Source organism: Streptomyces sp. GbtcB7, from assembly GCF_019091445.1.
GTDB classification, from domain to species: Bacteria; Actinomycetota; Actinomycetes; order Streptomycetales; family Streptomycetaceae; genus Streptomyces; species Streptomyces mirabilis.
On sequence record NZ_JAGXJM010000022.1, the window covers coordinates 47,738 to 71,741 of the forward strand.

The window sequence follows — 24,004 nt, forward strand, 5'->3', positions numbered from 1 at the left end:
GGCGCACGAGAAGCGGCGCGCACGAGGGCCCAGCAGCATTCGTGCCGAGCCTGGGGAGCGATCGCACGCCGGCCGGCGCCGCCTCAACGGCGCCTCGGCTCAGACTTCGAGCCGGCCGCCGGGGCGTCCTACTTCGGGATCGGCGGGGTGGGCGCGCCGTTGCTGCCGTACGGGTTCGCGCACTGGTAGATCACGTAGCCGCGGATCTTCTTCCCGTCGGACTTCCGGGTCACCGTGCCCCGGGTGAACCAGGTCTTCTGGCTGCGCTTGTACGCGAACTGGTCGTAGGCGATCTTGTCGTGCCGGTAGGCGACACCCAGAACAGCGGCGGTCTTCGACGGGGCCTTGCGTACCTTGACCGCGCTGCACGAGATGGTCGTGTGGCCGGTGTCGTACGCCTGCGCCGTGGAGGCGGTGGCCAGACCGCCGGCGGCGACGGCCAGGCCCATCGAGGCGGCTACAAGGGCATGCCGGACGCGGTGGTGAACAATCATGCAGATACTCCGTGGTGTTGAGAGATAGAGGGGAGGGAGATGAGGAACTCGTCCTGCCGGCGGGAATCGCCAGAGGAGTGAGGACGCGGCCCCGAGGGATGGAGCGGTGGGCAATCCCGCGCAGGTGCCGTGTCAGCGCTGTGCTGGTGATGGCGGAAGGAGGCCTGGGCGGCGGCTAGAGGACACGGCGGGCGGCGAGGATGTCCCAGTCCGCCAGCGGCGTGATTCGAACAGGCTTTCCCGTTCTGGGGGCCTCGATCGCGAGTCCCGAGCCGATGAAAAGGCCGACGTGCTCGGGGCGAGCGGCACTGCCGCGGGAGAAGATCAGGTCACCGGGCTTCAGCGCCTTCGGGGAGACGGCCTTGCCCTCGCTGATCTGCGTGTACGTGGTGCGGGTGAGCTGGATCCCGGCGTGCGCGTACGCCTGCTGGGTCAGCGAACTGCAGTCGCAGCGGCCCATCGGATCCGGACCGCGTGGCGCTGTGCAGGTACCGCCCCACTGGTACATCGTGCCGAGTTGCTGCATCGCCCAGACGATCGCCGTGCGTGCCTTCGGGTCGGCGTCCCCCGGGATCGAGTAGCCCTTGGGTACCGAGCCTTCGGGGATGGTGCCGTACCCGGAGCCGTCCTCGGTCGCCGCACACGATGTCGTGCTGGAGGTCGTGTCCGGGTCCGTGCCGGCGGCGTCGGGGAACGTCTGGGCGATCGCCTTCTGCAGGGCGGTCGCCAGCTCCTCCCACTTCGCGTAGGCGTCGGGGTAGGCGGAGCGCTGGACCTTCTGCGCGGCCTGGGTGACGGTCAGCTGCTGCCAACCGTCCACCGCGAGCAGGTGCTCGTAGAACTGGGTGGAGGCGTAGACGGGGTCGCGGATCTTCTCGGCGGTGCCCCAGCCCTGGCTCGGGCGCTGCTGGAACAGCCCCAGCGAGTCGCGGTCGCCCGAGTTGAGGTTGCGCAGCCGCGATTCCTGCATCGCGGTGGCCAGCGCGATGATCTGGCCCTTCTTCGGCACGTGGAGGCTGATCCCGGTGGCCACGATGGTGCGGGCGTTGGGGACCTGCTCCTCGGGCAGGGACAGGCCCTCGACGTGGACGTCCTTGGCGGACGCACCATTGAGGATCTTGGTGACCTGCTCGACGACGGCGTCGGTGTCGACGTCGCCCACGCACGCGAAGGACGCGTAGGTGGTCTGCGCGGCCTCGCTGCTGGTGGCCATCAGCATGGCAGTGCCGGCGAGGAGGAGAGGGGAGAGGACGAAGACGCCGATGCCGGCGGCTATGCCCTTCAACCGGGGGCGCCTCCGGAACGGCACTTACGGCCCGGTGGCCGGGTTTCGGGCAGGGGAGAGCAGAGAACTGTCACAGGGGGTCCTTCGAGGGCAAGATCCCGGCCGCGGTGGCAGAGACGGAAAGGGCACTGCGGCACGGGTGTTGGGTGAGTCGGGGAGTGCCTGGCGAGCAGCGGCTCGGCTCGTGAGGCGGGGGGTGTCAGGTCATGTGGGCCGGGACACGGAGGATCTCCATAAGGGCAGGGGTAGGGGATTGCGCCATCGGCGGTGTTCGCCGGGCAGTTCCAAAACAGTAAGGGCCAATCCCCGGTTGCCGAAATCGCGGGCGGTCAAGCCCTGAATTCCGGGGCCGGGAAGTGGCGATGCGTCTCAACCGGGGATCGTGCCCTACAGTTTTGACTCCTCCCCTCGCCACCCCACTTTCATAGGACTGCGGTGCCCTCATGCCCGCATTCGGCTTGACCGGGGTTACGTGCGCGAGCCGGAGTTCCCTTCACCCGACCCGAAACTGGGGTACCTCTTTGCCTTTTTCCCTGCACCAGGGCGACGCGCTCAACGCCCTCGTCGATCTTCCGGATGGCTGCGTCGACTCCGTCATCACCGACCCGCCGTACAACTCCGGTGGCCGGACGGCGAAGGAACGCACGAGCCGCAGCGCCAAGCAGAAGTACACCTCCGCCGACGCCCAGCACGCGCTGCCGGACTTCACCGGCGAGAACATGGACCAACGCAGCTATGGGTTCTGGCTGACGCAGATCATGACCGAGGCCCACCGCCTCACGCGCACCGGTGGAACGGCGCTGCTGTTCACCGACTGGCGCCAACTGCCCGTCACCACCGATGCCATCCAGGCCGCCGGATGGCTGTGGCGTGGCGTGCTGGCCTGGCACAAGCCGCAGGCCAGGCCCCAGAAGGCCCGCTTCACCCAGAACTGCGAGTTCATCGTCTGGGCCTCCAAGGGCGCCATCGACGCCTCCCGCAATCCGGTCTACCTGCCCGGCTTGTACTCGGCCTCACAGCCGTCGGGCAAGAAGCGGCAGCACATCACCCAGAAGCCGGTCGAGGTGATGCGCGAGCTCGTCAAGATCGCCCCGCCGGGCGGTACGGTGCTCGACTTCTGCGCCGGATCCGGCTCGACCGGTGTGGCCGCCCTTCTGGAGGGCCGCGATTTCATCGGCGTGGAGAAGACCGAGCACTACGCGGCGATCGCCGCCGACCGGCTGACCGAGACCCTGCAACAGACCCTGGCCCAGGACGATTTCGTTCTCTCCTCCTGACCCGCGCGGACTGCTGGACATGGCCGGAAACCGCCTTCCCGGATTCCTTCCCGGCCGCCGCGTGCAGGCGTTATAGCACCGGATCCCCGGTTAGCGAAACCGGGGATTGTCCGGATGGTTGGAGCCGCTATCCCAGTCCATTTGGAAGCGGCTTCAAGGAGGACCCTTTCGTGCCTGAATCCATAAGTCCCAGCGATGACGGGGAAATGGAACCGGTCCGGTTGCCGGACACGGATCTGGAAAGTATTGACGCGAGTGTCCGCAAGCTGCTGGCGCAGTCGGCGGAGCAGGCCAAGCAGCTCGACAGCCTCTCGACTGTGCCGGGACCGCGTGAGTTCGAAGGCTTCGGCATGCCGGGATTCGCCGGCCTGCCGGTGCCGCCCGCACCGCCGGAGCCCCGCCCGATCCTGGAACTGGACGGCGAGGAGTACGAGGACGAGCTCGACGCGCTCTCCGACTGGGTGGACGACTTCCTCATGCCCGTCTACGGCACGGAGGTCACCACCGCCACGCCGTGGTGCCACAAGTGGCAGGAACACGACGGAGTCGTCGCCTGGCTCCACGCCCTGTGCCTGTCCTACCAGCAGCACAAGGACCCCGAGGCAGGCCTGTCGGGTCTGTTCGTGTGGCACCGAGACTTCCTCACCCACGCCATGGCCGCCGTCCGTGCCCCCGGCGGTCCGCTGTCGGCCTGCATGACCGACCCGGACCGACCCGCCCACCGCCTGCTGCCCGGCCCCAAACCCTCCACCCGGTCGGCGAGTTCCCGCAGCGAAGGACCACAGTCGTCCGGCGAGCCGGGCCGGACCGCCGCATGAGCGGCTCCGAAGCCCGGCCGGCCTTCGGCCTGTCCTTCGACCCCCGCGCGCTGACCGACCTGCTCCAGGCCCCCGGCGACATCCGCGACCTGGCCCTCGACCAGCTCCAGAAGGTCGTCAACGCCCAGCTGTTCGGCGGCAAACTGACCGAGGAACTCGCCGGATACCGCAAGCTCTACGTCGACCACCGCAATGCCTGGCGCCTCGTCTACGCCCAGCGCCCGGCCCCGCCCGGCGCGGTCCACCGCACCGAGATCCACGTTGTCGCCGTCCGCCCGCGCGCCCGGCACGACGTGTACAAGACGGCCCGGGCCCGTCTTGGTATCGCCCGGCGTCCGATCGGCGTGCGCACGCACGCCGCCCGCTCCCGCTCCCCGCAGTTGGACGCCCAACGGCCGCCGGTCCCCAAGCCGGCACCGCCGCCGTACGCCATGCCCGGCCTTCCCCACCCCGCACCCACGTCCAACTCCCTGAAAGGCCCTGCCCGTTGACCCGTCTGCCCTTCATATTCGACCGCGTCGCGGAGGTGCTGGCCGTCGAGCCCCCGCGCGCCAACCCGCACCACCTGATGATTCTGGACATAGCCGGGGACTGCCACGACCTCGACCAGGAACTCGACTCCCTCGTCGGCGACCACGCGGACGGCGTCTTCGCCATCGAACGTCCCGAACTGTTCGCCCGCCAGCTTGCCGAACGCCTGCGCCTCGAAGTCGAGTTGACCCGGCTGGTGTCCCAGACTTGCTGCTGCGCACCCGCCTCCGGCGCCACCGAGGCTGAGGACGATGCCCCGCTGCACTGTCGGAGCCGGCCCGAGACGATCCTGCACGCCTGTCTCGACGCGTTCGCCGCCGCCGGGGACCCGCCCGCCCTGTCCGCAGAAGCGCTGGTCGACGTGCTCGGCGACCTCTCCGGGGGCATCGACGGGCGTGGCCCGTACGCCGGGCTGACCGAGGTCCGCCTCGCCAAGTTCCTGGCCCTGAACAACGTGTACGCCTGCGCCATGGACGACGACCGGGAGGTCAAGGGATACCGGCGCGGTGCCGTGCAGTTCGCCCTGAAGGGCTACCCCGGCTGAACCCTCGTCCGTTCACGATCCGCCCGGCGACCGCAGCGGACTGGCCTCTGGCCGACCGTCTCCACCAGCGCTGCTCTGACACGAATCTGCTCCTGCGCTGGGGGCGGACCCGCATCACCCGGCACGACTTCATCCGGCTGCTGGACCACTGCGAGGTCTGGCTCGGCCTCGACAGCGAGGGCGGTCCGCTCGCGATGGCCTCGGCCGGGTTCGTCAGCCGCGAGGGGGGCGTCGTCGATCTCGGACTGCAGGTCGCCGACGCCCACCAGCGCCGCGGCATCGGCACCCGGCTGGCCCGGCACGCAGCCGCCCACGCCCGCCGCCGAGGCGCCCACACGCTGACCGCGTTCACCGACGCCTCCAACACGGCGATGCTGCGCCTTCTCGCTCATCTCGGGCCCGCGGAACACACCCGCGACGGCACGTACCTCGATGTCCGTATTCCGCTCGGCGATACGCGTTCCGACCACAGTCCGCCCTGATCGCCCCACCGAGAAACCACCCCGTCCATGCCTCCCACGCCACCGCACGTGTCCACGAAGAAGGTGCTCACGGCGCTCGATCACCGCATCGAGGCCGCTGTCGGCCACAGCATCGATCAGCTGTGGCAGCACCGTGACCGCGACCTCCTCGACGAGCCGCACGCCCGCCTGGCCGACGTCCACCGCGCTCTGGTCCAGGCCGAACAGGCCGTGACCTTCTACCGGGTCCTGCTCCAGCGGCTGGCCTCCGGCGAGTTCGAAGTCGACCAGGCGTTGTTCACGCGCATCCACCGCACCGTTGCCACCCTGGAGGAGGCCGCTGTCACCCGCGACGAGCGCGAGCACCAGGTCACTGCGGCGCTGGAAGGCATCGAGGCCGCCACCCGCACGCTCGGAACGGGGTCGGTGACGGAGCTGTCGGCCCCGGACCAGGCGGCCCTGCTGGCCATCGCCCAGGGAGCCAAGCTGCACGAACACCTGCTCACGCAGCGCCTGTCGGTCGTGACGGCCTCCGGCGTCCGGGTCGCCTACAGCCAGTTCCAGCGGTTCGAGGCGGCCGGTCTTGTCGTGCGCGACGACTCCCATCCGCTGCACGCCGGGCAGCCCATCACCCTCACCGACGCCGGCCGCACCCTCCTGGCCCCACCGCGAGCGCCCGGGGTGCCGACCGCGGCGCCCGTACAGCGGGCCGGAGCCTGGCCGACCTCCCACACCTCCCGTCGCTGAACCCCTCGGCGCTGCGTCGCCCGGGCAGCCGTTCCTGCCGCCGATCCGAAAGCATCGATGACCGAAACCACCCCTGACTTTCGCCTTGGCGGCTATGCGGCCGTCAACGACCGGGTTGCCGAGCAGTTCTGGCAGCAGATCACCATCAACGACAACTCGCTCAGCGTGCTGGCCGAACACCACACCGGCGATGACCAGCACAGTTACTACGTCCTGCACGACCGGAGCGCCACCTGGGGCTTCCCCGGCGACCCCCAGATCGTGGCCCTGCACCTCAAGCGCGATGCCGCCACGCGTACCTTCCGCTTCGACCGAGCCGAACTCCCCCTGCCAGCCATGGCCCAGTCCTGGCTGATCGCCCGCGGCTGCCCCGAGGAAGCGATCCTTGTGCCCGAGGGACTAGGCACCACTCCGGCCGATGACGCCACCCGGGCTCTGGAGGAGCGGCTGCGCCGAGACGGCGATCACTTCGCCCTCCTGCGTAGTTACACCCACGACGTGACGCAGCCCATCCAGACCACGGTGCTCCTGCGCGCCCTGGACGAGCGGGCACCCGTGCCCTTCCGGGTGCTGCTGGAAGAGGTGGACGCCGACACCTGGACGCACACGCTGCGCGAGGGCGGCTTCGCCACCTATGAGGCCGCCACGATGTGGTGGGCAGCGCACTGGAGCGGCGACGACATCCCGCTGCCCACCGTGCCACCGCCTGCCCGCCAGCTCACGCCGCCTGTGGCCGCGCCGCGCGCCGTGCCGCCTACACCACGGGGCGGGCCCGGCCGCTGAGGCTGCCCCAACGCCCCGGGATTTCCTGGCGATTCACGCCGACGGCCATCGGCGGCGGCGAAACATAGCACCCCATCTCCGGTTAGCGAAACCGGAGATTCTCCGGACTCTTGAATCCGGCCCGCACAGGCAACTGTCCGGCCTGCATTACCTGTTCCTTCTTCCCTGACATGGAGCTCAATTTCCCATGCGCTCAACCCGAATTGCGATATCCGCCGCACTGCTCGGTGCGCTCGCCCTGCCCCTCGCGGCGGCTTCTTCGGCCGCCGCAGCGCCGACGTCCGTCGCCACTGCGGTGTCCGCGTCGTCCTGCACCAGCAACCCCTACCTTCCGTGGGCGGTCCACGGCACCAACGCCGTGACCATCCGCTCGAAGGCCACGACCAAGTCCACTGCCGTCGGCATCCTCTACAAGTCGCACAAGTTCAAGGTGCACAAGACCACCAAGGGTGCGAAGTGGGTGTACATCACCGACAAGACAACCGGTGTCAAGGGCTGGGTTTCCGGGACCTACGTCTATCGCGACGTCCGCATGTGCCTCGACTAACCAGTCCGCCACCTTCTCCGAATCGTCCCTGAATCGCACTCGTCTGTAAGGCAGTTGGGACGTGAAGTGCCACGCGCTGTCTCCCCGAGTCCAACGGAAAGGAATTTTCCTGTGCCCGATGCCGACGACGTGCTGGGCGTCCTCACCGAGCAGATCCAGTCCCGCTTCCAGATGCCGATCGCGGAGCTGTGCCGTGCGGTAGCCGCCGCCCCGCAGGCCCACCCGGACGCCACCACGATCGTGCGCTGGCACGGGCTGCTCACCGAGGCCCAGCAGGTGCTGGACCGGGCCGAAGACGCCCTGGCCGAAGCCCTCGCCCAGCACGCGGACACGGTGCCCGACGGTGAATTCGTCGAGCTGCCCGAGCAGGTCATGCAACTCGCGGACATGGTGAACATCGCGCACACCGTCCGGGCGGGCCGTGCCATGAGCCTGGCCCACCTTCTCGACCCTCAGGCGATCGGGAACCGGGGCTCGGGGACATGGCGGGGCGCGGCGCCCGCCGCCCGCCGGGGCCCGGCCCTGCCCACCGCCGCACCGTCCGTGCCCGCCACCGCGCAGGCACCCGTACGAGGAGCGGCCCGGTGAGCGTGACCGACAAGACCTCCAGCCAAGACAGCCTGCTGGAGCAGACGTTCGGTGCCCCCGTGCGTGACCTGTACGCGCAGGCGTCCGTCCGCGATGCGTCCAAGGCGCTGCGGCGGGCGCTGGAGCTGCGCTCCTTCCTCGTGGTGGCTGAGGAGCAGGTGGCCTGGGTACGGGACCGTGTCCACGAGGCCACCGCCGCCGACCGTGACATGAGCGAGCTGTCCACCGACGACCTTCGCTTCGACGCGCAGTGGCTGGAGGCGGCCTTGGCCGGACGCGACGGCTACGTCGCCGCCCTCGGCCGGCTGCTGCGCACCATGCCACCGCCCGGCCCGGTGACCCGCCGGCCCGTACGGCTCATCCAGCCGGTGCTCCCCACCGGCCTTCCGCCCGCCGCCGGCGCCCGCGCCGGGGCGGCGCGAAGGCCCCCTTCGTGAAAGCCCCGATTGCCCGAACCCCGTGCCACCGCCCAGACGATCGCCGAGCGCATCGAGGACCTCTACGCCAGACCGCTGGCCGACCTCGAAGCCCTCGCCGCCACCCACCCCGACGCCAGCATGCTCGCCGCCCTGATCACCGGCCTCACCGACCTGCAGTTCGCCGAACGCAACATCGCCTTCCAGCGACAGCGGCTGCTTCAACTGGCTGACCCGGAACGGGAGATCGGCTCCTTCGCAGCAGGCCACATCCGCGACTGCGCCCGCCGCCTCTCCGAATCCGTGGCCACCCGCGATGCCCACACCAAGACCCTGAGCGGCGTCCTGGCCGGCCTGCACCGCGTCCCCGCCCCGGACCCGAAGCCCGAGCCGACCGTGTCCGCCGCACCGGTTCCCACTCCCGCGCGTGCCATCGCCCGCACCCGCTGACTTCCCCATCCCCGTCCGAGGAGTACCCCGTTGGCCGCCACCGGTCCGTCCCGCACCACCCTGAACGATCTGTCACGCGTCACCGAGAGCCTGCAGATGCTCGCCCCCAGCTGGAGCGTGTGGGTGCTGATGACCCTCTCCTCCCAGCCCCTGCGCTACACCGAGGTCAAGGCCAAGCTCGTGCTCCTGGCGGACGGCCAACTCCACCCGAAGCTGGGCAAGCTCGTCGACGCCGGTCTCGTCGAACGCACCGAGCACACCCCACGGCACGTCACCTACGGCCTGACCCGCCGCGGCGCCGACCTGATCCCCGTCCTGCCCGCACTCGCCACCTGGGGCGACACACACCTGGAGAAGCCCCTCGTACGGAACAAGACCACCGGCGAACTTCAGCCGCAGCCGATACCGGTGGCCCAGCACATCGAAGACACGATCGCCCTGATCAGTCCGCGGCACTCGACGCCACTGGTGTGGGCACTCAAGACCCGCGGACCGGCGAGCGCGAAGGCACTGGCCGCCGAGGTCATGCCCCACTACAGCCTCAGCCGCGTCTACCCGCCGCTGCGCAGGGTGATCGACGACGGGCTGGCCGAGGTCACGCCCGACGGCGAATTCCAGCTGTCCGCCAGCGGCCGGGCCCTCGCCCCGGTCTACCAGGCCCTCTCCGCCTGGGCGGCCGGACGCCCACTCACCGACGTCCACCCGCTGTGGGGTCAGGCCCTGACACCGGCTCAGGCCCGGCCGGGACCGTGGCTGACCACCCAGTCCCGCCAGCCCACGCCCCCGGCCGTGGCTGCCCCAGCCCTGCCGGCCAAGACCCCGGCCACGCCGTGGCAGGCCAGCGACCTCTTCTCCCACCAGATACCCGCCCGCCCCCTGGCAATCTCGCCGGCCGGAGGCCCGCGCCGATGACCAACACCGCGATCCTCCACCACCCCCACGTGGGCCGGGTCATCAACGCCCTGTGCCGGCCAGCAGTGATCCGGCTGGTCAGCGAGATCGACGACAACGGCCCCATCAGCCGCAGCCGCGGCAGCCTGCGAAGCGCGTTCGGCGACCTCACCACCCACCAGCTGCGCCACGCCATCGACGTCGCCCGCACGCTCGGCGTGGTCCACGCCGGCCCACACGCCACCGCCCGCTACCGGCTCACCCCAGCCGGCGAAGACCTCGCCGCGCTGTACGACACCGCCGCCCGCTGGTCCCGCACCCACCAATACCCCAGCACTGCCAGCGACTTCGTCACCCGCGTCCAGCACACCCTGAAACTGCTCGGAGACGGGGGCGCCGTCCTTCCCGCCGAGGCGGCCTTCGCGCTTCCTACGCTGCAGTCGGCGCTGGCCGAGTGGCTCCGGACACATCCGCAGGTCCTGCACGCCGTGGCCTCCCGCTCCTCCCACGCAGCGGATGAGACGGAGCACGCCGCGTGAGAGCCCGTCCCGGAAACCGGCCCTCCCGCCGGCCGGTTTCCCCCTTGCTGCGGGGCGTCTATCTGCCGCGCAGCATGGACGCCGCCGCGTTCGCCATGACGACGTACGGCATCCCCCTGCTGGTGCTCGCCACCACCCACTCCGCCGCCCTCACGGGTCTCGCCTTCGCTCTGGAATGGGCGCCGCGACTGATGGCCTTCGCCGTGGCCGGAGCCCTGGTCGACCGCCACGGCACCACCCGCGTCTTCCGCCTCGCCGCGACCGCGCGGGCCGCCCTCGTCCTGGCCGCCGCGATGATCCTCAAGGCCCAGACCGGCGGGCTCGGCGAGACCGTCACCGTCATGGCGCTCGCCGCCGGCACCGGCGTGCTCACCGAGTTCAGCTACATCGCGGCCGAAACCGCCGGCGGGACCGCCAGCCGCGCTGTCGGCTCGCGCGCCCACCGGGTGCAGTCGGTGCTCCTCGGCATCGACCAGACGGCGACCCTGGCCGGACCCGCGCTCGCCGGCCTGCTCCTCAACTACACCGGCGCCACCGGCATACTCGCCGCCACCGCCGCCTTCTCCCTACTTGCTGCCACCCTCGCCCCACAGAAGCACGCGGACCAGCACACCGCCTCTCCAGCCGTCGTACGACAGGGACTGCGGACGGGCTGGCAGGCCTTGTGTGCGCTGCCGGCGCTCGGCTGGCTCGTCGCCGGGCTGACGCTGTCGAACCTCGCCATCGGCGTCCTCCAGGCAGCCGCGCCCGTGATCGTCGTCCAGGAACTCGGCCACTCCAGCGCCGATGTCGGCCTGCTCTGGTCGGCCGCCGCCGCGGCCTCCCTGATCGCGATCGCCCTGTGCCGCCGCGGCATCGACCGCTACGGCCTGTGGCCGGTCGGCGCCGCTTCAGCGGCGATCGCGACCTCGGCCTGCCTCGCCCTCTCGCTCGCCGGCACCTACTCCGCCTATGTGGGGCTGATCGCGGTCCTCATGGCTGGCGAGGGCGGCATGACCGTCGTGCTGCGCACCCTGCGCTCCCATCTGATCCCCGCCGACGTGTTCGGCAGCACCCTCGCGCTGACGATCCTGCTGCTCCTGCTGCCCTTCCCGATCGCCGGGCTGGTGGTCGCCGCCGTTCCGCCCAGCCAGCTCGGCCACGCGATCAGTGTGTGCGCCGTCCTGCGGGCCATCGGCCTGGCCACCGCCTTCACCCGGCTGCGCACCCTCCCGGGCCTGCGCCCTTCGGCCGCCTGACCTTCACGCCCTCCCGCCCCGTCCACCCGTCCGCCTTCCTAGAGGGCAGCCAGATGCCCATGCCCCACGCCGTGCAGCAGGACTTCCTGCCTCTTGTCGACGTTGTTCCCTCTCGCGCCGGCCGGCCCACGATTCACCGAGCAGTTCCTTGCGTGCGACGCCGAACACCCCTACGTCTACCGGGTGTTGGAGCGGCTGACTGCTCACCGGCTCACAGCGGGGGCCACTCGTATCGGCCTCAAGGTCCTCTTCGAAGCCCTGCGCTGGCGCCTTTCGTCAGGCGTGATGGGGCTGACCAGCAACTTCACGGTCCTGTACGCCCGCGAGCTGATCGCCCATGACCCCCACTGGGCTTCCGCGTTCGAGCTGCGCCGCCGTCGCACTCCCTGATCCGGCGGTGAGCCACCGGTCCGACTCCCCTTTCCTCACCCGTTCCCACTTGGAGACTTCTGTTGCCGTTTCGCCCCGTCGTCCTGGTCGTCGCCGCCGCTGATATGGAGGCCGAGGCGTACCGCGCGTACTGCCTTCAGAGCATCGCCGCCCACTACGACGTCGTCCTGATCACCGGTGCCGAACCGACGTGGGAACGCCCCTACCTCCTGGACTGGGAAGTCGCCGATCCCATGGAGCAGTCGGCCCTCTCCGCTGCCGGCCAGGCCCTCGCCGAGCGGCACCCGGTGGTGGGTGTGATGACGTGGACCGAGTGGCACCTCGTGCCCGTGGCCCGCCTTGCCCGTCGGCTCGGCCTGCCCACCGCCGGACCGGAGGTGATGCAGGGCTGCCGCAACAAGGCGACTTCCCGGGCCCTGTTCGCCCGGCACGCGGTGCCCTCGGCCGCCTCGACCGGCGTCCGAACCATCCAGGAGGCGGTCCGTGCCGCCCAGCACCTCGGTTACCCGGTGGTCCTCAAGCCCGCCTCCCACGCCGCGAGTGTCGGCGTGATCCGCGTCGACAGCCCTGAAGAACTGCCGGACGCGTACGCCTTCGCCGCGCAGGCCGCCGGCCTCGGGGTGGAGAGCACTGAAGTGCTGGTCGAGGAGTATCTCGACGGCCCGGAGGTGAGCGTCGAATGTGTCACTTACCAGGGCACCACCACCGTGGTCGCCGTCACCCGCAAGACCGTGGGCATTCCGCCGTACTTCGAGGAGATCGCGCACGCGGTCGACGCGGTCGACCCGCTGCTGGCCACGGTGTCCCCGGCAGCGCAGGCGGCCCTGAAGGCCCTCGGGGTTCCCGACGGCGTCAGCCATGTCGAACTCCGTCTGGTGGACGGCCGGCCCCGGCTGATCGAGGTCAACGCCCGGCTCGCCGGTGACATGATCGGCCACCTCGTCCACCTCGCCACCGGCGTCGACCTCGCCCGAGCGGCGGCGGACATCGCCTGCTCACGTGCACCGGACCTCACCCGTACGCGCAGCCGTGCGGCGGCGATCCGCATGATCTACCCCGCCCACCCGGGCACCCTCACTGCCCGCCGCCTCACCGACGGCTTCAACGAGCAGACGCCGTGGCTGGAGCGGGCCCACTTCCAGCGCGACGTCGGCGACCAACTGGTGCTGCCGCCGGACGGTGACCTGTTCACCGCCCGCATCGGGTTCCTGATCACCACCGGACCGACCGCCGCCGTCGCCCAGGCCCGTTCCCAGGACGCATACCGCCACCTCACCGTCCAGGTCGAACCCCAGCTGGCCACCACTTCCGCGCCGGGCTCGGCGGAGTGAGCGCGACGACTGCTCGCCGGGCTGTCCACGATCGCCGTCTGCTGACCGGGTACTTCGCCGCGCTCGGGGTCGTGATGGCCGTCTGGGGCGCGCGGATGCCGGCCGTTCAGCGGTCGGCCGACCTGAGCACCGCGGGGCTTTCCCTGGTCCTCCTCGCCGCCGCCGTCGGCATGGTCGCCGGCCTTCAGGCCGGCGGGCGCATCGCCGTTCCTGCCCGTCAGCCGCTGCTGCTGACCAGCGGCACCGTCGGCCTCGCCGCCGCCCTGGCGGTGCTCGGCGCCTGCCGCACGCCGACCGCTCTCGCGCTGGGGGCGTTCGTATTCGGCATCGCGCACGGTGTACTGGACGTGGCCGTCAACGCTGCGGCAGTCCGCTGCCAGGGCCACCTCGGCCGTCTCATCATGGGGTCCTTGCACGCCGCTTATAGCCTTGGCGCTCTCGGTGGGGCCGCGCTCGCCGCCCTCACCTCCCAGACCTCCCACACCTGGCTGTTCGCCATGACCGGGACCGCCGTCGCCGCGGTCGCTCTGGCGATGGCTCCAGCAGCACGCTCCCTGGGCGCGCTCGACGAGCCGACGCCGACGCCGACGCCGGCCCAGCGTTCGCCGGACCTGAAGGACTCGCAGGGCCTGCCCCGGGTGCGGTTGTGGCTGCTGGGGGCGTTGGCTGGGGCTTGTCTGCTGGGAGAGGGGGCTGCGGCCGACTGGGCGGCCGTGCACCTGCACAGCCTCGACGCGTCGACGGCCGTCAGCGCCGCCGCGTTCGCCCTCTACAGCGCGGCCATGGTCACCGGACGGCTCGCCGGGGACCGCCTCACTGCCCGTTTTGGTGCTCCGGCGGTCGTACGCACCGGCGCCGTCCTCGCCGCGGCCGGCCTCACAGGGGGTTTGACCCTGGCCACCGTCCCGGCGGCTCTGGTCGGCTGGGCGGCGCTCGGGCTGGGTCTGTCCGTCACCGTCCCCAGTCTGATCACCGCCGCCGGAGTCGGCGGACCCCGCGCGGTCGCAAGCGTCGCGGTCACCGGCTACGCCGGCCTGCTCGCCGGCCCCGCCCTCATCGGCGCGCTCGCCACCGTCACTTCCCTGCCCTACGCGCTGCTGCTGCCTGCCCTGCTCGCGGCCGTCGTCGCCGCCCTGTCCCACAAAGCCCTGGAGAACCCCACCCCTTGACCAGCACTTTCCTCACACCGACCGGTGTGGACGCCGTGATCCTCGACTACAACGGAGTCCTCGGCCTCCAGCCCACCCCCGACCAATGGCAACACCTTGCCCGCACCGCCGACTGGCCCGATCAGGACCTAGCCGGCTTCCAGAGCGCCTTCTGGAACGTCCGCGAGGCGTACGACGCCGGACAGTTGAGCGACCTGGCGTACTGGGCCAAGGTCCTCGGCGCCCACCCGGGTCCGCGCCTGCTGCGCCAACTGCGCGCCGCCGACACCGCCATGTGGACCACCACCGACGACCGTGTCCTCGCCGTCCTGGAGCGCGCCCACCGCAGCGGACTGCCTCTGTTCCTGCTGTCGAACGCCCCGCTTCATCTCAGTGATGTTCTCGACGCCACCGACTGGTGCCGCCGGCTCATGACCCGCGCCTTCTACTCGGCCCGGCTCCTGACGGTGAAGCCCGACCCCGCCGCCTACCAGCAGGTTCTGGCCGCGACGGGAGTCCGCGACCCGCGGCGGGTGCTGTTCGTCGACGACCGGGCCGACAACTGCCACGCAGCAGCCGCTCTGGGCCTGCGGACCCTGCACCACACCGGCCGGATTGCCGACCTCGAAGCAGCCCTCCTGCACACCCCGGGCTGATCCGCCTCCCCGAACCCCCTTACCTCTCAGGACTCCTGTGCCTTCGAACGACGACCTTTGGACCGGCGGGGACGTCTACGTCTTTCCGCGCTACCTCGCCGGGCTGCCCGGGCACGCCGACCCCAGCTTCGCCCCGGTGACCCACTGGCCCCACCATCATCCCGACGTCGGGCCGTGCCAGCTCGTCATCACCTCGCCGGACCACCGCATCCGCATCGGATGGTTCGGCGATGACTACGACACGTGGCTGATCAGTGCGGCCCAGGACCCCGTCTCCGCTCCCTGCTGGACTGCCCGGATCAACCAGAACACGCCGCCCGAGATCGTCGAAGGACTCACACGTGCCCTCGCCGCCGAATGGGACGCAGACAGCGACTCCTTCCTCACCAGGCCCTCGGCGTCCTGGAGCGACGCGGTACAGCCTCTGCTCGACGCGGGCTGGGACCGCGAGCCCCTCTCGCGCGGCATGGTGGAGATCGTCTCCCCGGACGGGCTGGCCGGAGCGAGCATCGACGTCGTCAGCACCGGCCCCGACGCCGAGGCGGTGACGTTGTGGGCCGGACCGCCGGGCTGGGGAACCCGTGCCGAAGCGACCTTCACCGCACGCACGCCGAAGCATCTGATCGCCGCCACCGCTGCCGCCCTCGCCGATCCCACCCCCGTCCTTCGCTACGAGGCCAGCCTGCATCCGCGGCTCGCCAGCCTTGTCCGGCTCGCCCCCGTCGAGCCGCCACGTCCGGCCACGCCGACCCCGCTGGATGTCCAGCGTGCTGCGGCAGCCCGGCGCCCGGCCGCTACGCCGGCCCGCAACGTGCGCCGATGGACTACCAGCACGCCCCCGCCCGCACCGGCGGTCGGCTCCCGCCCCGGGCTTCGCCGCTGATCCACACCACCCACCCATGTGAAAGGGCGCGAAATGCCCCTGCACGCCGAGCAGTTCTTCACCCGGCAGCTCACCCTTACCGGCGGCACCGTCATCGGGGACACCTACTACGCCACCCCACAGCCGGGCTCCCCACTGCGGCTGAGGATCGGCTTCTCCCGCACCATCGGCGCCGACGAGTACGACGGGCTGCGGCTGCAGATCCTCCATGCCGAACAGGGCGGCGTCCTGGACACCGTGATCCTCACGTTCGCCGACCACGACACCTTCCGTAGCCGCGACACCGCCATCGGCCGCTACCCGGGCCACGACGGCTACGCCCTGGTGCGCGACTGGCACCAGCGCGACGAGCCGCCGTGGCAGGGAGCCGCGACCACGAAGTTGCGCCGCGCGATCGAGCAGTACACCCTCCTCTGGTTCCCCCAACCCCCGGCGACGCCCCAGCCGAACGCGGCAGTGACGCAACGGGCCTTGTCCGGTCATCCGCCGGCGCCCGAGCCGAACGGGTTCTGGCTGGTGGATCCCGATTTCCGCGCCCGGCTGCAGTCCGCCACCCACCTGCTGCTCGACATCGTCGCCGACTGCTTGGACGACGACTTCCGCCTCATCCAGGCCCTTGACGGCGCCCGCTACCACGCGGGTGAACTCCTCGGGATCCCGGACGAATTCGGGGTGCTGGTCGAAGCCGAGGCGGCGGCAGAGATCGTCGGACTCGGGACCCGCTCACCCTTCGACCCCGCCGTCACCCGTGGCCTGGTCCTCCTCGACCAGCGCCCGGCCGAGGAACAGGAACGAGCCGTGAGGGCCGCACTGCGCCGCTGCGCCAGCACCGCGCTCGGCAGCCACAAACCCATGCCCGCAGCGGCGCCGCCGCCCCCGGCATCCGCCCGCACCCGCTGACCCCCTCCTACCAGGAGCCGCGTGCCACCCCACGACGACACCATCGACGGCGACGTCTACGTCTCCCCGCGCTACCTCGCCAGCACCACGGGGACCGGCGACCCCGCCCTCGCGCCCTTCCTCGACCTCGGCTGGAACCTGCAGCACGACAACCTCGGCAACGTCTACGTCCACGCGCCCGACCGCAAGGTCCGCCTCGGCTACCTCCCCGAAGGCGAGGACGACGGCCTGTGGCGCATCAACGCCTACCGGGACCCCTTCGGCCCGCCGACCTGGGGCGCCTGCTTCAACGACTCCTGCCCGACCGAGTTCGTCACCGCGTTCACCACCGCACTCGCCGAGGCGTACGAGCAGGGCCCGAACGCCTACCTCGCGACACCGGATCCCGAGAGCACGACCCGTGACCCGTTCCTCGCGGTCGTCCCGCTCATCAAGCGGGGCTGGCAGATCGACCACCCCCGCTGGGGCGTCTTCGCGATCCACTCCGCCGACCAGTTCGCCGGACTGGAGTTCGCCACCGGACGCCTCGACGCGGAAGCCGAGCTGACCACCCGCGACGCCCGCTGGCAGATGTGGGCCGGCACGTCCATCGACCGCCCCGCCTGGTACGTCACCGCCAGCACCAACACCCCCGTCGCCCTGATCACAGCCGTCACCGAGTGTGTTTCCGACCCCGCGCCGCTGCCTCGCTGGCGTGAGGACACCTACAGCTACGTCCAGGGCACGGCCCAACTCACCCCGATCCTCCCGCCGAGCCCACCGGCTCCCACTCCGCTCGACGTCCAGCGCGCCGCCGCCCGCCGCCCGGCAGCCCTCACCGCCTCCAGCGTCCCGCGCTGGAGCACCACCAGCCGCCCCGCCTTGCCCGGCCCCCGCCGCTGACAGGCACCAGAGAGCCCAAATGTCTTTCCACGCCCGCGAGTTCTTCGCCGAGCTGATGCTCCCCTTTCCCCACAGCACCGTGGTGGGCAACACCTACTACGCCACTCCCACCCCGGGCAGCTCGCTGCGCCTGTGCATCGAGTTTGCGCCCACCATCTACGCGGACACCTACGGCGGCCTGCGTGCGTCAGTCGTCCACTCTGACCGGGGCGAGATCAACGCCGTCGCCCTCAGCTTCGTGGACCACGGCACCTTCCACCGTCGCGACGAAGCCAAGAACACCCCCAGGAACAACTCCACTTACGCCACCTTCAACACGCGCTACCACCAGGCCGACCAGCCCCCGTGGGAGGGAGTCGTCACCACCGGACTGCGCGACGCGATCGAGCAGTACTGCTCCGTCTGGTTCCCCGGCTCCTGGCCGGCATCCCCACCGCCCCGGACAACAGCCCGCACCGCCCGGCACGTGCCCGCTTCTGCCAGCTCGCCTGCCCGCCGAAGGACCTGACCCACCTCCCCATCAAGACCAATGAGTCCCTCACCTCGTGCACGCCCGTACCTTCCGCAGCGTCCTCCGACCGACGGCCCTGGCCGGCGCAGTAGCCGTCACACTCGCCTGGGCCCCGGCCGCTTCCGCCCTGTCGGCCGAGCCGACTCCCTCCCCGACGGCCACCGAGACCTCCGACGAAGTCGGCAGCGTCGCGATCACGAAGAAGGACCCGGCCGGCGACGTCATGCAGGGCGCTTCCTTCCCGGCCGACGTGAGCCAGTGACAAGCACGGCCTGTGTGCAGGTACTCATGGCCTGCCGGGGCTGCCGCCCCAACCTGTGTCACCAGGGACCCCAGGGATCTCCTGAAGACGTAACCTCGTCTTCGGCGGAGGCCCGCGCGACGGTGCCCATCAACTCCACTGCCTCTGGGAGCCGTTCCATGACCGCTCCAAACGTCGTCCAGCCGCCTTGGTCGGTGCGGTTGTGGCAGTACCGTGACACCCCGACCCGCGGCTGGACGACCCGGCTGTTCTCGGACACAAATGTCCAAGGGACACCAGACAGCGAATCGGTAGGCCCCTACCGGATCGCCTCGCGTGACGCTCCGCCCGACCATCAGCCGGGTCAGCTGCGCCCCGTTATGGAACTGGCCAGTTGGTTCCGCGACCCCGGGGACGAGGCACCGGCCTCCGACAGCGCAGGCTGGACAGGGTTGTCGATCCATCAGGAGATCACCGCGATGCTGTCCCTGATCCTCGGAGTCCGACTTCGAGGCGACGATCCGGTCATCCACCGCAACAACGGCGGGACCATCACCTCCTACCACCCGAGCACGCGCTCCGTGCCGAGTGCGCCGACGTCGCCGTGGGCCTCGCCGATCATCCCGGACCTGCCGGATACGCCAGCAGACACCGCGTCAGCCCGTGGATACCTGGAATCCCTGCCGGGCCTTGCACCGCAACACGCCGTCGACCTTGTGCGGGCCGCCCGGCAGTACGCCGACGCACTGTGGATCGCCGAGGGCGAGCCGGAACTTGCCTGGCTGATGCTGGTCAGCGCGGTGGAGGTCGCCGCGACCTCGCAGCAGGTCGCCACCGCCGACTATGCACAGCTGGTCACGAGTGGTTTCCCTCTCGCTGCCGAGGCGCTGGTCGAGCGAGGCGGTGACGAACTATTGGTGCGAGCCGCCGATACGGAGTTCGCCGGTCTGATCAAGGCCACCGGCCGGTTCCTCGCCTTCGCATGCGCGTTTCAGCCCGACCCACCTGAGCCGCGTACCGCCGATCAGGCCGCCCAACTGCCGTGGTCCCGGCGGGGAATGGAAGGCGCGCTCAAGAAGGTGTACGAGTACCGCTCGGCGCGCCTGCACGCCGGGGCGCCCTTTCCCTGGCCGCTACTCATTCCGCCCCCAATCGCCGGCGACGGGCTGCCGGCCGAACGGTTCACCAATGGCCCGTACGGGAGCGGCGATACGACCTGGTCGGCCGAGGAACTCCCGATGACTCTGGCGCTCTTCGCCCATCTCGTCCGTGGCATGCTGCTGCGCTGGTGGAGCACGATGGCCGACGGAGCAAGTGCAGCCACCGCGTAATCACCAGCAGAATCGGGAAGCACCTTTTCAGTTCCAGCTGGCCGGCGCCAAGAACGCCCCCGGATACGGCCTGAACACGCTGTCCACGGCCGCTGGCAGCGGGCACTGGGCGGTCCTGCCCGACTGCCCCGCCCCGGGCGCGGAGCGGCGGGACGTCACCATGGTCACTCACCGGCTCGGCCGCTTGACCGAAATTTTTGGCACCGGCAGCGAGTACGCCGAACTCACCTGTTACCAGGATCGGTAGTTGGCATCAGGCGACGTTCGCGACCTGCGCTGATGCCAACTAGGTTCTACGACTGGAAATACGCAATCAGAGGGATAGTTGGCACTTTGGTACACCGCAGGTCAGGGGATGTTTCTCTGGCAACCCCGATGCAGTGTCCCTGCTGATGATCCGTACGGTGATGCATTCACAGCGCCACGTCGCAACAACCTGTGACCAGCACTTTTAGGTGACACTCAACGTCTTGTCTGGCCTGGGGTGATGTCAACTACAGTAGTTCGGGTAGTCCGCAGTCAGGTGTAGCAACTCTTGTTGGCACCGTCGTACAGAATCCATGCCGCCGGACTCAACAGCAGTGGTTTGCTTCATCAGGCTCTTCACCAAGTGGTAATTATCCGGGGCCACTTCCTGCAACACTGAACGCTTTAACCAGCACCGCGTTGGCGACCGCTGTCAATTGGCCGAGGAGCAATGCTTCAAATCCGAAGTAAGGACTGGCCTGGAACATCCCGGTGCGGGCGTATCCGAAAACCTCTTCCGATCCGAAAAGCGTTCCTCGATGTCCCGTGTGCGACCGCTTGTCGTACAGCGGGCCAGCGATTTCTTTCACCTCGCGTTGCGTCAGCACTGTTTTGAGTGCTTTTCGGAAGCGTTTCTCGGCAACTCCCTTGCTGTGAGTACATTCGGGATGGCAGTTACAGAGATCGTCTGGGACGAAGCGCATACCGACGCCCTCAATTGCGGCGACGTAAGTGAGCAGCGCAAGCGAGGGGTGGCGCCTCTGCAGGCGCACGGCCTCGTAGTACGCGTTGAGCGCGATGGCTAGTCCGGAGTCGTTATCGAGCCTCTCCCACGCCTGGTCCACCCACCACGGCAATTTCCAGTTCCCGGTTCCCGGAGGGACGTCGCCGGTCCATTCCTGGCCTTCCGGCATCGAGAACCCAGGGTTGACCGAGATAGGAACCTTCAAGGTCGGACCGGTGGGGCTCTGGGGCCAAGGGTGTGACCGCGGCTCCCAGAGCAGTCTGGTACTCAGCGTCAACAGGGCGCAGACGCGGCGCAACTGGACCTGCGCAACCGGAACGACGCGATCCCAGTGGTATGTCGTGACTCGACCAGTGACGATCACCGGGAAGGTGCGGCGGATGCCGATGAAGTGGGAGTCGACGCGCTCTGGTCCTCGGAACTCGCGCATGTAGACACCAGCAGAGGCCAGGTCAAGAGGCCCGAGGCTCCTTGCTGTGAGCTCTCCCAGGGTGTCAGGTCCAAGGCCGACCGAGGGGCTCAGACCTACCAGTGCATCCCAGACCTGAGGCTGCTGGTGGCGGCCGATCTCGCTCACTGCCATGTGCGCACCAATACGCCAGGGATCGACCTGGTCAGGGGCCAGTGTGCCGTCCTCGCCGACGACAGTGCAGGCGATGCCGACGGGGTGAGGGTGAACGCGAAGGATGCTCGTTACAGATCCGTGCAGGGGCGGCCCCATCTCCACAGGCCCTCCGACACCATCGGTACCACTGATGCGGTGAAAACCGGAACCGCCCATCGCATTCCCGAGGTGGTGAGCCCATTCGTCACCGTCTTCCGCGAAGGCGACCGGGAAGCAACCGATGTCCTGCTCCCACATGATGGACTCCTGCCCCTTCAACTACACCAATGTCGGTCGGTCGCCACTACCGCGGCCGGCTCATTTAGCGTCGCACGATCTATGTCATCGTCCCGTTTCACTCGGGTGCGACGCTACCGAATAGACTGTCGCGATTGGCACCGCTCATCGCTGCCTGTTCACGTCCTGTGCCAACAGTCGCGGTCTGGGGCGCTGATCGTGGCCACGTTAAGCGGGTGGCACGAGGCGGCGCTGCCCAGATGCTGGACGAGTTCGTCCCGTCGGCTGGCTAGCGCAATGACGATGTCCCTCGGTGCGTCGTCTGGCAGTCCCCGTCCCCGTTGGTCCTGATGCCAGTGCCCGAGAAATTCCAGGATCAGGTCGGCGATTCCTCTGCCTGCGTGGGCAGTCAGGATGTCGGCGGGGAGAGCGAACTGACCGGTGTGGATGGCCAGGTTTCGGCTTGCGTACATCCACGCCAAAAGGCCGTGGAAGAGTTCCTGTTGATCTTTGAGCCAGTCAACGAGAGCTGACGGTGCCGCGAGTCGGTGTTGCCAGGCGGTCAGCTGCTCCCGGGCCAGGCCGCCTGCCACATCAGCCAGTACGGTCAGTGCGTCCGACGTCTGCTGAACGGTGGGGGGAGTCGACACCTGCCGTGGTAGTACGGCATCCAGGAAGTCGTTCAGATCCAATTTCCAGCTGGACATGTTCAATGGATGGTCGCGGTCGCCACCCTGCAGGAGGTTCTGCCGGACGACGTCAATGGCCGGGGCGAGAACCTTCTCCAGCTGCACGGCATTCACTTGAGCCTCGGCTTGCCGTCGGCGGATAACTGCCAGCGAGTCCGTGAGGCGGGATGCCGCCTCTTGTGCGGCGGCAGTGGTGCCCCGGTTGGCTGCCGCGAGCGAGCGCTCGGCCTTAGCCAGCACAGTTACGAAGCTGTCTGCATACCATCGTGTGTGACGCAGCTGAGCGTTCGCTGAATCCGTCACAGACTTATAGACGCTCAACAACTGCTGTCTCACGCTGTGCAGAGCACACGCTTTGGCGATGGTCTCGAAGTCAGCCGCCGTGACCCCGGTCGATTCGATGGCGCTCCAGGCCAGGGCCACACTGGCCACCGGGGCATCCACCTGGCCGGCCAGATTCGCCATGCGCAGAGCTGGTCTGAGAGAAGCGGACCACCCGCTGGTGAGGGGGCGAGCACTCTTGCCACCACTCACTCGGCTCTCCGTCAGCAGCGGCCTATTAGTGGGGTCGATTACGACCGAAAGCGGGCTGAGACCCAACTCCATGAGTCGCTGCCCTGCCGCATATTGGTCCAGTGTCTCCGTCAGCTCCCTCCGGGCCTGGGCGATCGCAGTGTGGGCGTCCGCGGCCTGCACAGGTACCTGAACCAGCGTGCCGGAGCCGACCCCTCCGATCACGGCCGTGACCAGGCCGCGCACCGCAGGGCTTCGAGGAACCCCTGGAGGAAGGGCGGGTCCGACCAATGGCCACTGCGCCGCTCCAGGGAGGAGCCGATCCAGTTCTTCCAAGAGCCGTGTGCCCGATACAGTCAGGGCGACCCGGTACTGCTTCCGCGCGGGCCATAGGATGTCAGCCAGTTTTGCCGCATCCACCGGACCGCGATTGAACGCCGCAACGAGATCGTCCTTGAGAGCGAGCCCGTCCCGCCCTTCGAGCGCTACGAGAACTGCGACTTGGCCGCGGATTTGACCGGCTACGGCCGGGGTCAGAACGGCGCCGTTCCACAATGTGGCAAGCGCGGAGCGGACGGCGCTCGCGACGGGCTGGACGAGAGCCTCAAGTTGCTGGGCGTACGTCTGTTTTACCACTGGCGTGAGACTTCCCGCCATGGCGCTGTTCACCAGCGTCAGAAGCTGTTGGGCCTGCCCGATAACGAAGGCGCCGTTCGGCGTGACGCTGTGCGCGGGTACCGCCGCCTCCACATTGCTCAGGGCCTGCGCAAGTACAGTTCGAGTCAGGCCCACACGCGGCTGATCGACGCGGGTGTGGCTCTCAAGCACGTGGTGGGACCGGGTGAGCGCCAGCACGGCACTGTTCGCGCCGACGACGTGTTCGCTCAGATAGGTGCCGGGTTCGAGTGCACGAAGCACACCTTCCGCCAAGGCCCGCTGTTGTTGAGTGAGGTTAGCCCGGTCGAACGATCGAACTGCATGCGGATCCCACACCGTGTAGCGCATCGCCGAACACTACTGTGTACGTCATCGATCCTGCCTGCCCAGCCGTTGCAGAGAGTCGGAGTTGGCGGCGCGCGGCTTCTCCG

29 protein-coding genes are annotated in these 24,004 nt (G+C 69.4%); 25 read left to right on the forward strand and 4 right to left on the reverse strand.

The window, feature by feature from the left end:
* Positions 1–128: 128 nt before the first annotated feature.
* Both KVT44_RS31890 and KVT44_RS31895 read right to left on the reverse strand, forming a co-directional pair.
* Positions 129–494 carry a hypothetical protein gene (locus KVT44_RS31890; RefSeq protein WP_217570566.1) on the reverse strand — a complete coding sequence of 122 codons (366 nt, stop codon included), beginning with the start codon at positions 492–494 and terminating at the stop codon, positions 129–131.
* A gap of 175 nt (positions 495–669) precedes the next feature.
* A complete protein-coding gene (locus tag KVT44_RS31895) occupies positions 670–1,779 on the reverse strand; it encodes a C40 family peptidase (protein WP_217570567.1) in 1,110 nt (369 codons plus the stop codon).
* Positions 1,780–2,300: 521 nt separating this feature from the next.
* Here KVT44_RS31895 and KVT44_RS31900 point away from each other — a divergent pair.
* The 25 genes from KVT44_RS31900 (at position 2,301) to KVT44_RS32020 (ending at position 20,129) form a co-directional block, all read left to right on the forward strand.
* A complete protein-coding gene (locus tag KVT44_RS31900) occupies positions 2,301–3,056 on the forward strand; it encodes a site-specific DNA-methyltransferase (RefSeq protein ID WP_217570569.1) in 756 nt (251 codons plus the stop codon).
* 206 nt (positions 3,057–3,262) lie between these two features.
* Complete coding sequence (locus KVT44_RS31905; protein ID WP_217570797.1) at positions 3,263–3,874, forward strand: DUF4913 domain-containing protein; 612 nt, start codon at positions 3,263–3,265, stop codon at positions 3,872–3,874.
* The gene (locus KVT44_RS31910; RefSeq protein ID WP_217570571.1) at positions 3,871–4,365 is read left to right on the forward strand and encodes a type II toxin-antitoxin system RelE/ParE family toxin; all 495 of its coding nucleotides are present in this window, start codon (positions 3,871–3,873) and stop codon (positions 4,363–4,365) included. Before KVT44_RS31905 ends, KVT44_RS31910 begins: the two co-directional genes overlap by 4 nt.
* The gene (locus tag KVT44_RS31915; protein ID WP_217570572.1) at positions 4,362–4,949 is read left to right on the forward strand and encodes a hypothetical protein; all 588 of its coding nucleotides are present in this window, start codon (positions 4,362–4,364) and stop codon (positions 4,947–4,949) included. Before KVT44_RS31910 ends, KVT44_RS31915 begins: the two co-directional genes overlap by 4 nt.
* Before the next feature lie 17 nt (positions 4,950–4,966).
* On the forward strand, positions 4,967–5,431 hold the full coding sequence (locus KVT44_RS31920; protein ID WP_217570799.1) for a GNAT family N-acetyltransferase: 465 nt from the start codon (positions 4,967–4,969) through the stop codon (positions 5,429–5,431).
* 48 nt (positions 5,432–5,479) lie between these two features.
* Positions 5,480–6,157, forward strand: coding sequence for a hypothetical protein (locus KVT44_RS31925; RefSeq protein ID WP_308314171.1), 678 nt, complete (start codon positions 5,480–5,482; stop codon positions 6,155–6,157).
* Positions 6,158–6,214: 57 nt separating this feature from the next.
* A complete protein-coding gene (locus KVT44_RS31930) occupies positions 6,215–6,940 on the forward strand; it encodes a hypothetical protein (protein WP_217570576.1) in 726 nt (241 codons plus the stop codon).
* Between the two features lie 187 nt (positions 6,941–7,127).
* Complete coding sequence (locus tag KVT44_RS31935; RefSeq protein WP_217570578.1) at positions 7,128–7,487, forward strand: SH3 domain-containing protein; 360 nt, start codon at positions 7,128–7,130, stop codon at positions 7,485–7,487.
* A gap of 111 nt (positions 7,488–7,598) precedes the next feature.
* A complete protein-coding gene (locus tag KVT44_RS31940) occupies positions 7,599–8,075 on the forward strand; it encodes a hypothetical protein (protein WP_217570580.1) in 477 nt (158 codons plus the stop codon).
* Positions 8,072–8,512 carry a hypothetical protein gene (locus KVT44_RS31945; protein WP_217570582.1) on the forward strand — a complete coding sequence of 147 codons (441 nt, stop codon included), beginning with the start codon at positions 8,072–8,074 and terminating at the stop codon, positions 8,510–8,512. Before KVT44_RS31940 ends, KVT44_RS31945 begins: the two co-directional genes overlap by 4 nt.
* Before the next feature lie 9 nt (positions 8,513–8,521).
* A complete protein-coding gene (locus KVT44_RS31950) occupies positions 8,522–8,941 on the forward strand; it encodes a hypothetical protein (RefSeq protein WP_217570584.1) in 420 nt (139 codons plus the stop codon).
* Positions 8,942–8,971: 30 nt separating this feature from the next.
* Positions 8,972–9,853 carry a helix-turn-helix domain-containing protein gene (locus KVT44_RS31955; RefSeq protein WP_254650154.1) on the forward strand — a complete coding sequence of 294 codons (882 nt, stop codon included), beginning with the start codon at positions 8,972–8,974 and terminating at the stop codon, positions 9,851–9,853.
* Positions 9,850–10,371 (forward strand): hypothetical protein, encoded by a 522-nt coding sequence (locus KVT44_RS31960; protein WP_217570586.1) that lies wholly within the window; start codon positions 9,850–9,852, stop codon positions 10,369–10,371. The genes KVT44_RS31955 and KVT44_RS31960 overlap by 4 nt, the downstream gene beginning before the upstream one ends.
* Entirely contained in the window at positions 10,368–11,609 is a 1,242-nt protein-coding gene (locus KVT44_RS31965; protein ID WP_308314172.1) for an MFS transporter, read from the forward strand. The genes KVT44_RS31960 and KVT44_RS31965 overlap by 4 nt, the downstream gene beginning before the upstream one ends.
* A gap of 93 nt (positions 11,610–11,702) precedes the next feature.
* On the forward strand, positions 11,703–11,999 hold the full coding sequence (locus tag KVT44_RS31970; RefSeq protein WP_217570588.1) for a hypothetical protein: 297 nt from the start codon (positions 11,703–11,705) through the stop codon (positions 11,997–11,999).
* A 104-nt stretch (positions 12,000–12,103) separates the two neighbouring features.
* Positions 12,104–13,330 (forward strand): ATP-grasp domain-containing protein, encoded by a 1,227-nt coding sequence (locus KVT44_RS31975; protein WP_217570805.1) that lies wholly within the window; start codon positions 12,104–12,106, stop codon positions 13,328–13,330.
* Positions 13,331–13,404: 74 nt separating this feature from the next.
* Complete coding sequence (locus tag KVT44_RS31980) at positions 13,405–14,499, forward strand: MFS transporter (RefSeq protein ID WP_254650176.1); 1,095 nt, start codon at positions 13,405–13,407, stop codon at positions 14,497–14,499.
* A complete protein-coding gene (locus tag KVT44_RS31985; RefSeq protein WP_217570589.1) occupies positions 14,496–15,134 on the forward strand; it encodes an HAD family phosphatase in 639 nt (212 codons plus the stop codon). The genes KVT44_RS31980 and KVT44_RS31985 overlap by 4 nt, the downstream gene beginning before the upstream one ends.
* A gap of 37 nt (positions 15,135–15,171) precedes the next feature.
* A complete protein-coding gene (locus tag KVT44_RS31990) occupies positions 15,172–16,017 on the forward strand; it encodes a DUF317 domain-containing protein (protein ID WP_217570591.1) in 846 nt (281 codons plus the stop codon).
* Between the two features lie 33 nt (positions 16,018–16,050).
* Positions 16,051–16,917 carry a hypothetical protein gene (locus KVT44_RS31995; RefSeq protein WP_217570594.1) on the forward strand — a complete coding sequence of 289 codons (867 nt, stop codon included), beginning with the start codon at positions 16,051–16,053 and terminating at the stop codon, positions 16,915–16,917.
* A gap of 21 nt (positions 16,918–16,938) precedes the next feature.
* Positions 16,939–17,799 carry a DUF317 domain-containing protein gene (locus KVT44_RS32000; protein ID WP_217570596.1) on the forward strand — a complete coding sequence of 287 codons (861 nt, stop codon included), beginning with the start codon at positions 16,939–16,941 and terminating at the stop codon, positions 17,797–17,799.
* 19 nt (positions 17,800–17,818) lie between these two features.
* On the forward strand, positions 17,819–18,307 hold the full coding sequence (locus KVT44_RS32005) for a hypothetical protein (RefSeq protein ID WP_217570598.1): 489 nt from the start codon (positions 17,819–17,821) through the stop codon (positions 18,305–18,307).
* Positions 18,308–18,344: 37 nt separating this feature from the next.
* The gene (locus KVT44_RS32010) at positions 18,345–18,572 is read left to right on the forward strand and encodes a hypothetical protein (RefSeq protein ID WP_217570601.1); all 228 of its coding nucleotides are present in this window, start codon (positions 18,345–18,347) and stop codon (positions 18,570–18,572) included.
* 158 nt (positions 18,573–18,730) lie between these two features.
* A complete protein-coding gene (locus KVT44_RS32015; RefSeq protein ID WP_217570603.1) occupies positions 18,731–19,882 on the forward strand; it encodes a hypothetical protein in 1,152 nt (383 codons plus the stop codon).
* Positions 19,866–20,129 carry a hypothetical protein gene (locus KVT44_RS32020; protein ID WP_217570605.1) on the forward strand — a complete coding sequence of 88 codons (264 nt, stop codon included), beginning with the start codon at positions 19,866–19,868 and terminating at the stop codon, positions 20,127–20,129. Before KVT44_RS32015 ends, KVT44_RS32020 begins: the two co-directional genes overlap by 17 nt.
* A gap of 370 nt (positions 20,130–20,499) precedes the next feature.
* On the opposite strand, the gene KVT44_RS32025 is transcribed toward KVT44_RS32020, so the two are convergent.
* Both KVT44_RS32025 and KVT44_RS32030 read right to left on the reverse strand, forming a co-directional pair.
* Complete coding sequence (locus tag KVT44_RS32025) at positions 20,500–21,735, reverse strand: hypothetical protein (RefSeq protein WP_217570606.1); 1,236 nt, start codon at positions 21,733–21,735, stop codon at positions 20,500–20,502.
* 158 nt (positions 21,736–21,893) lie between these two features.
* Positions 21,894–23,921, reverse strand: coding sequence for a hypothetical protein (locus KVT44_RS32030; protein WP_217570608.1), 2,028 nt, complete (start codon positions 23,919–23,921; stop codon positions 21,894–21,896).
* Between the last annotated feature and the right edge of the window lie 83 nt (positions 23,922–24,004).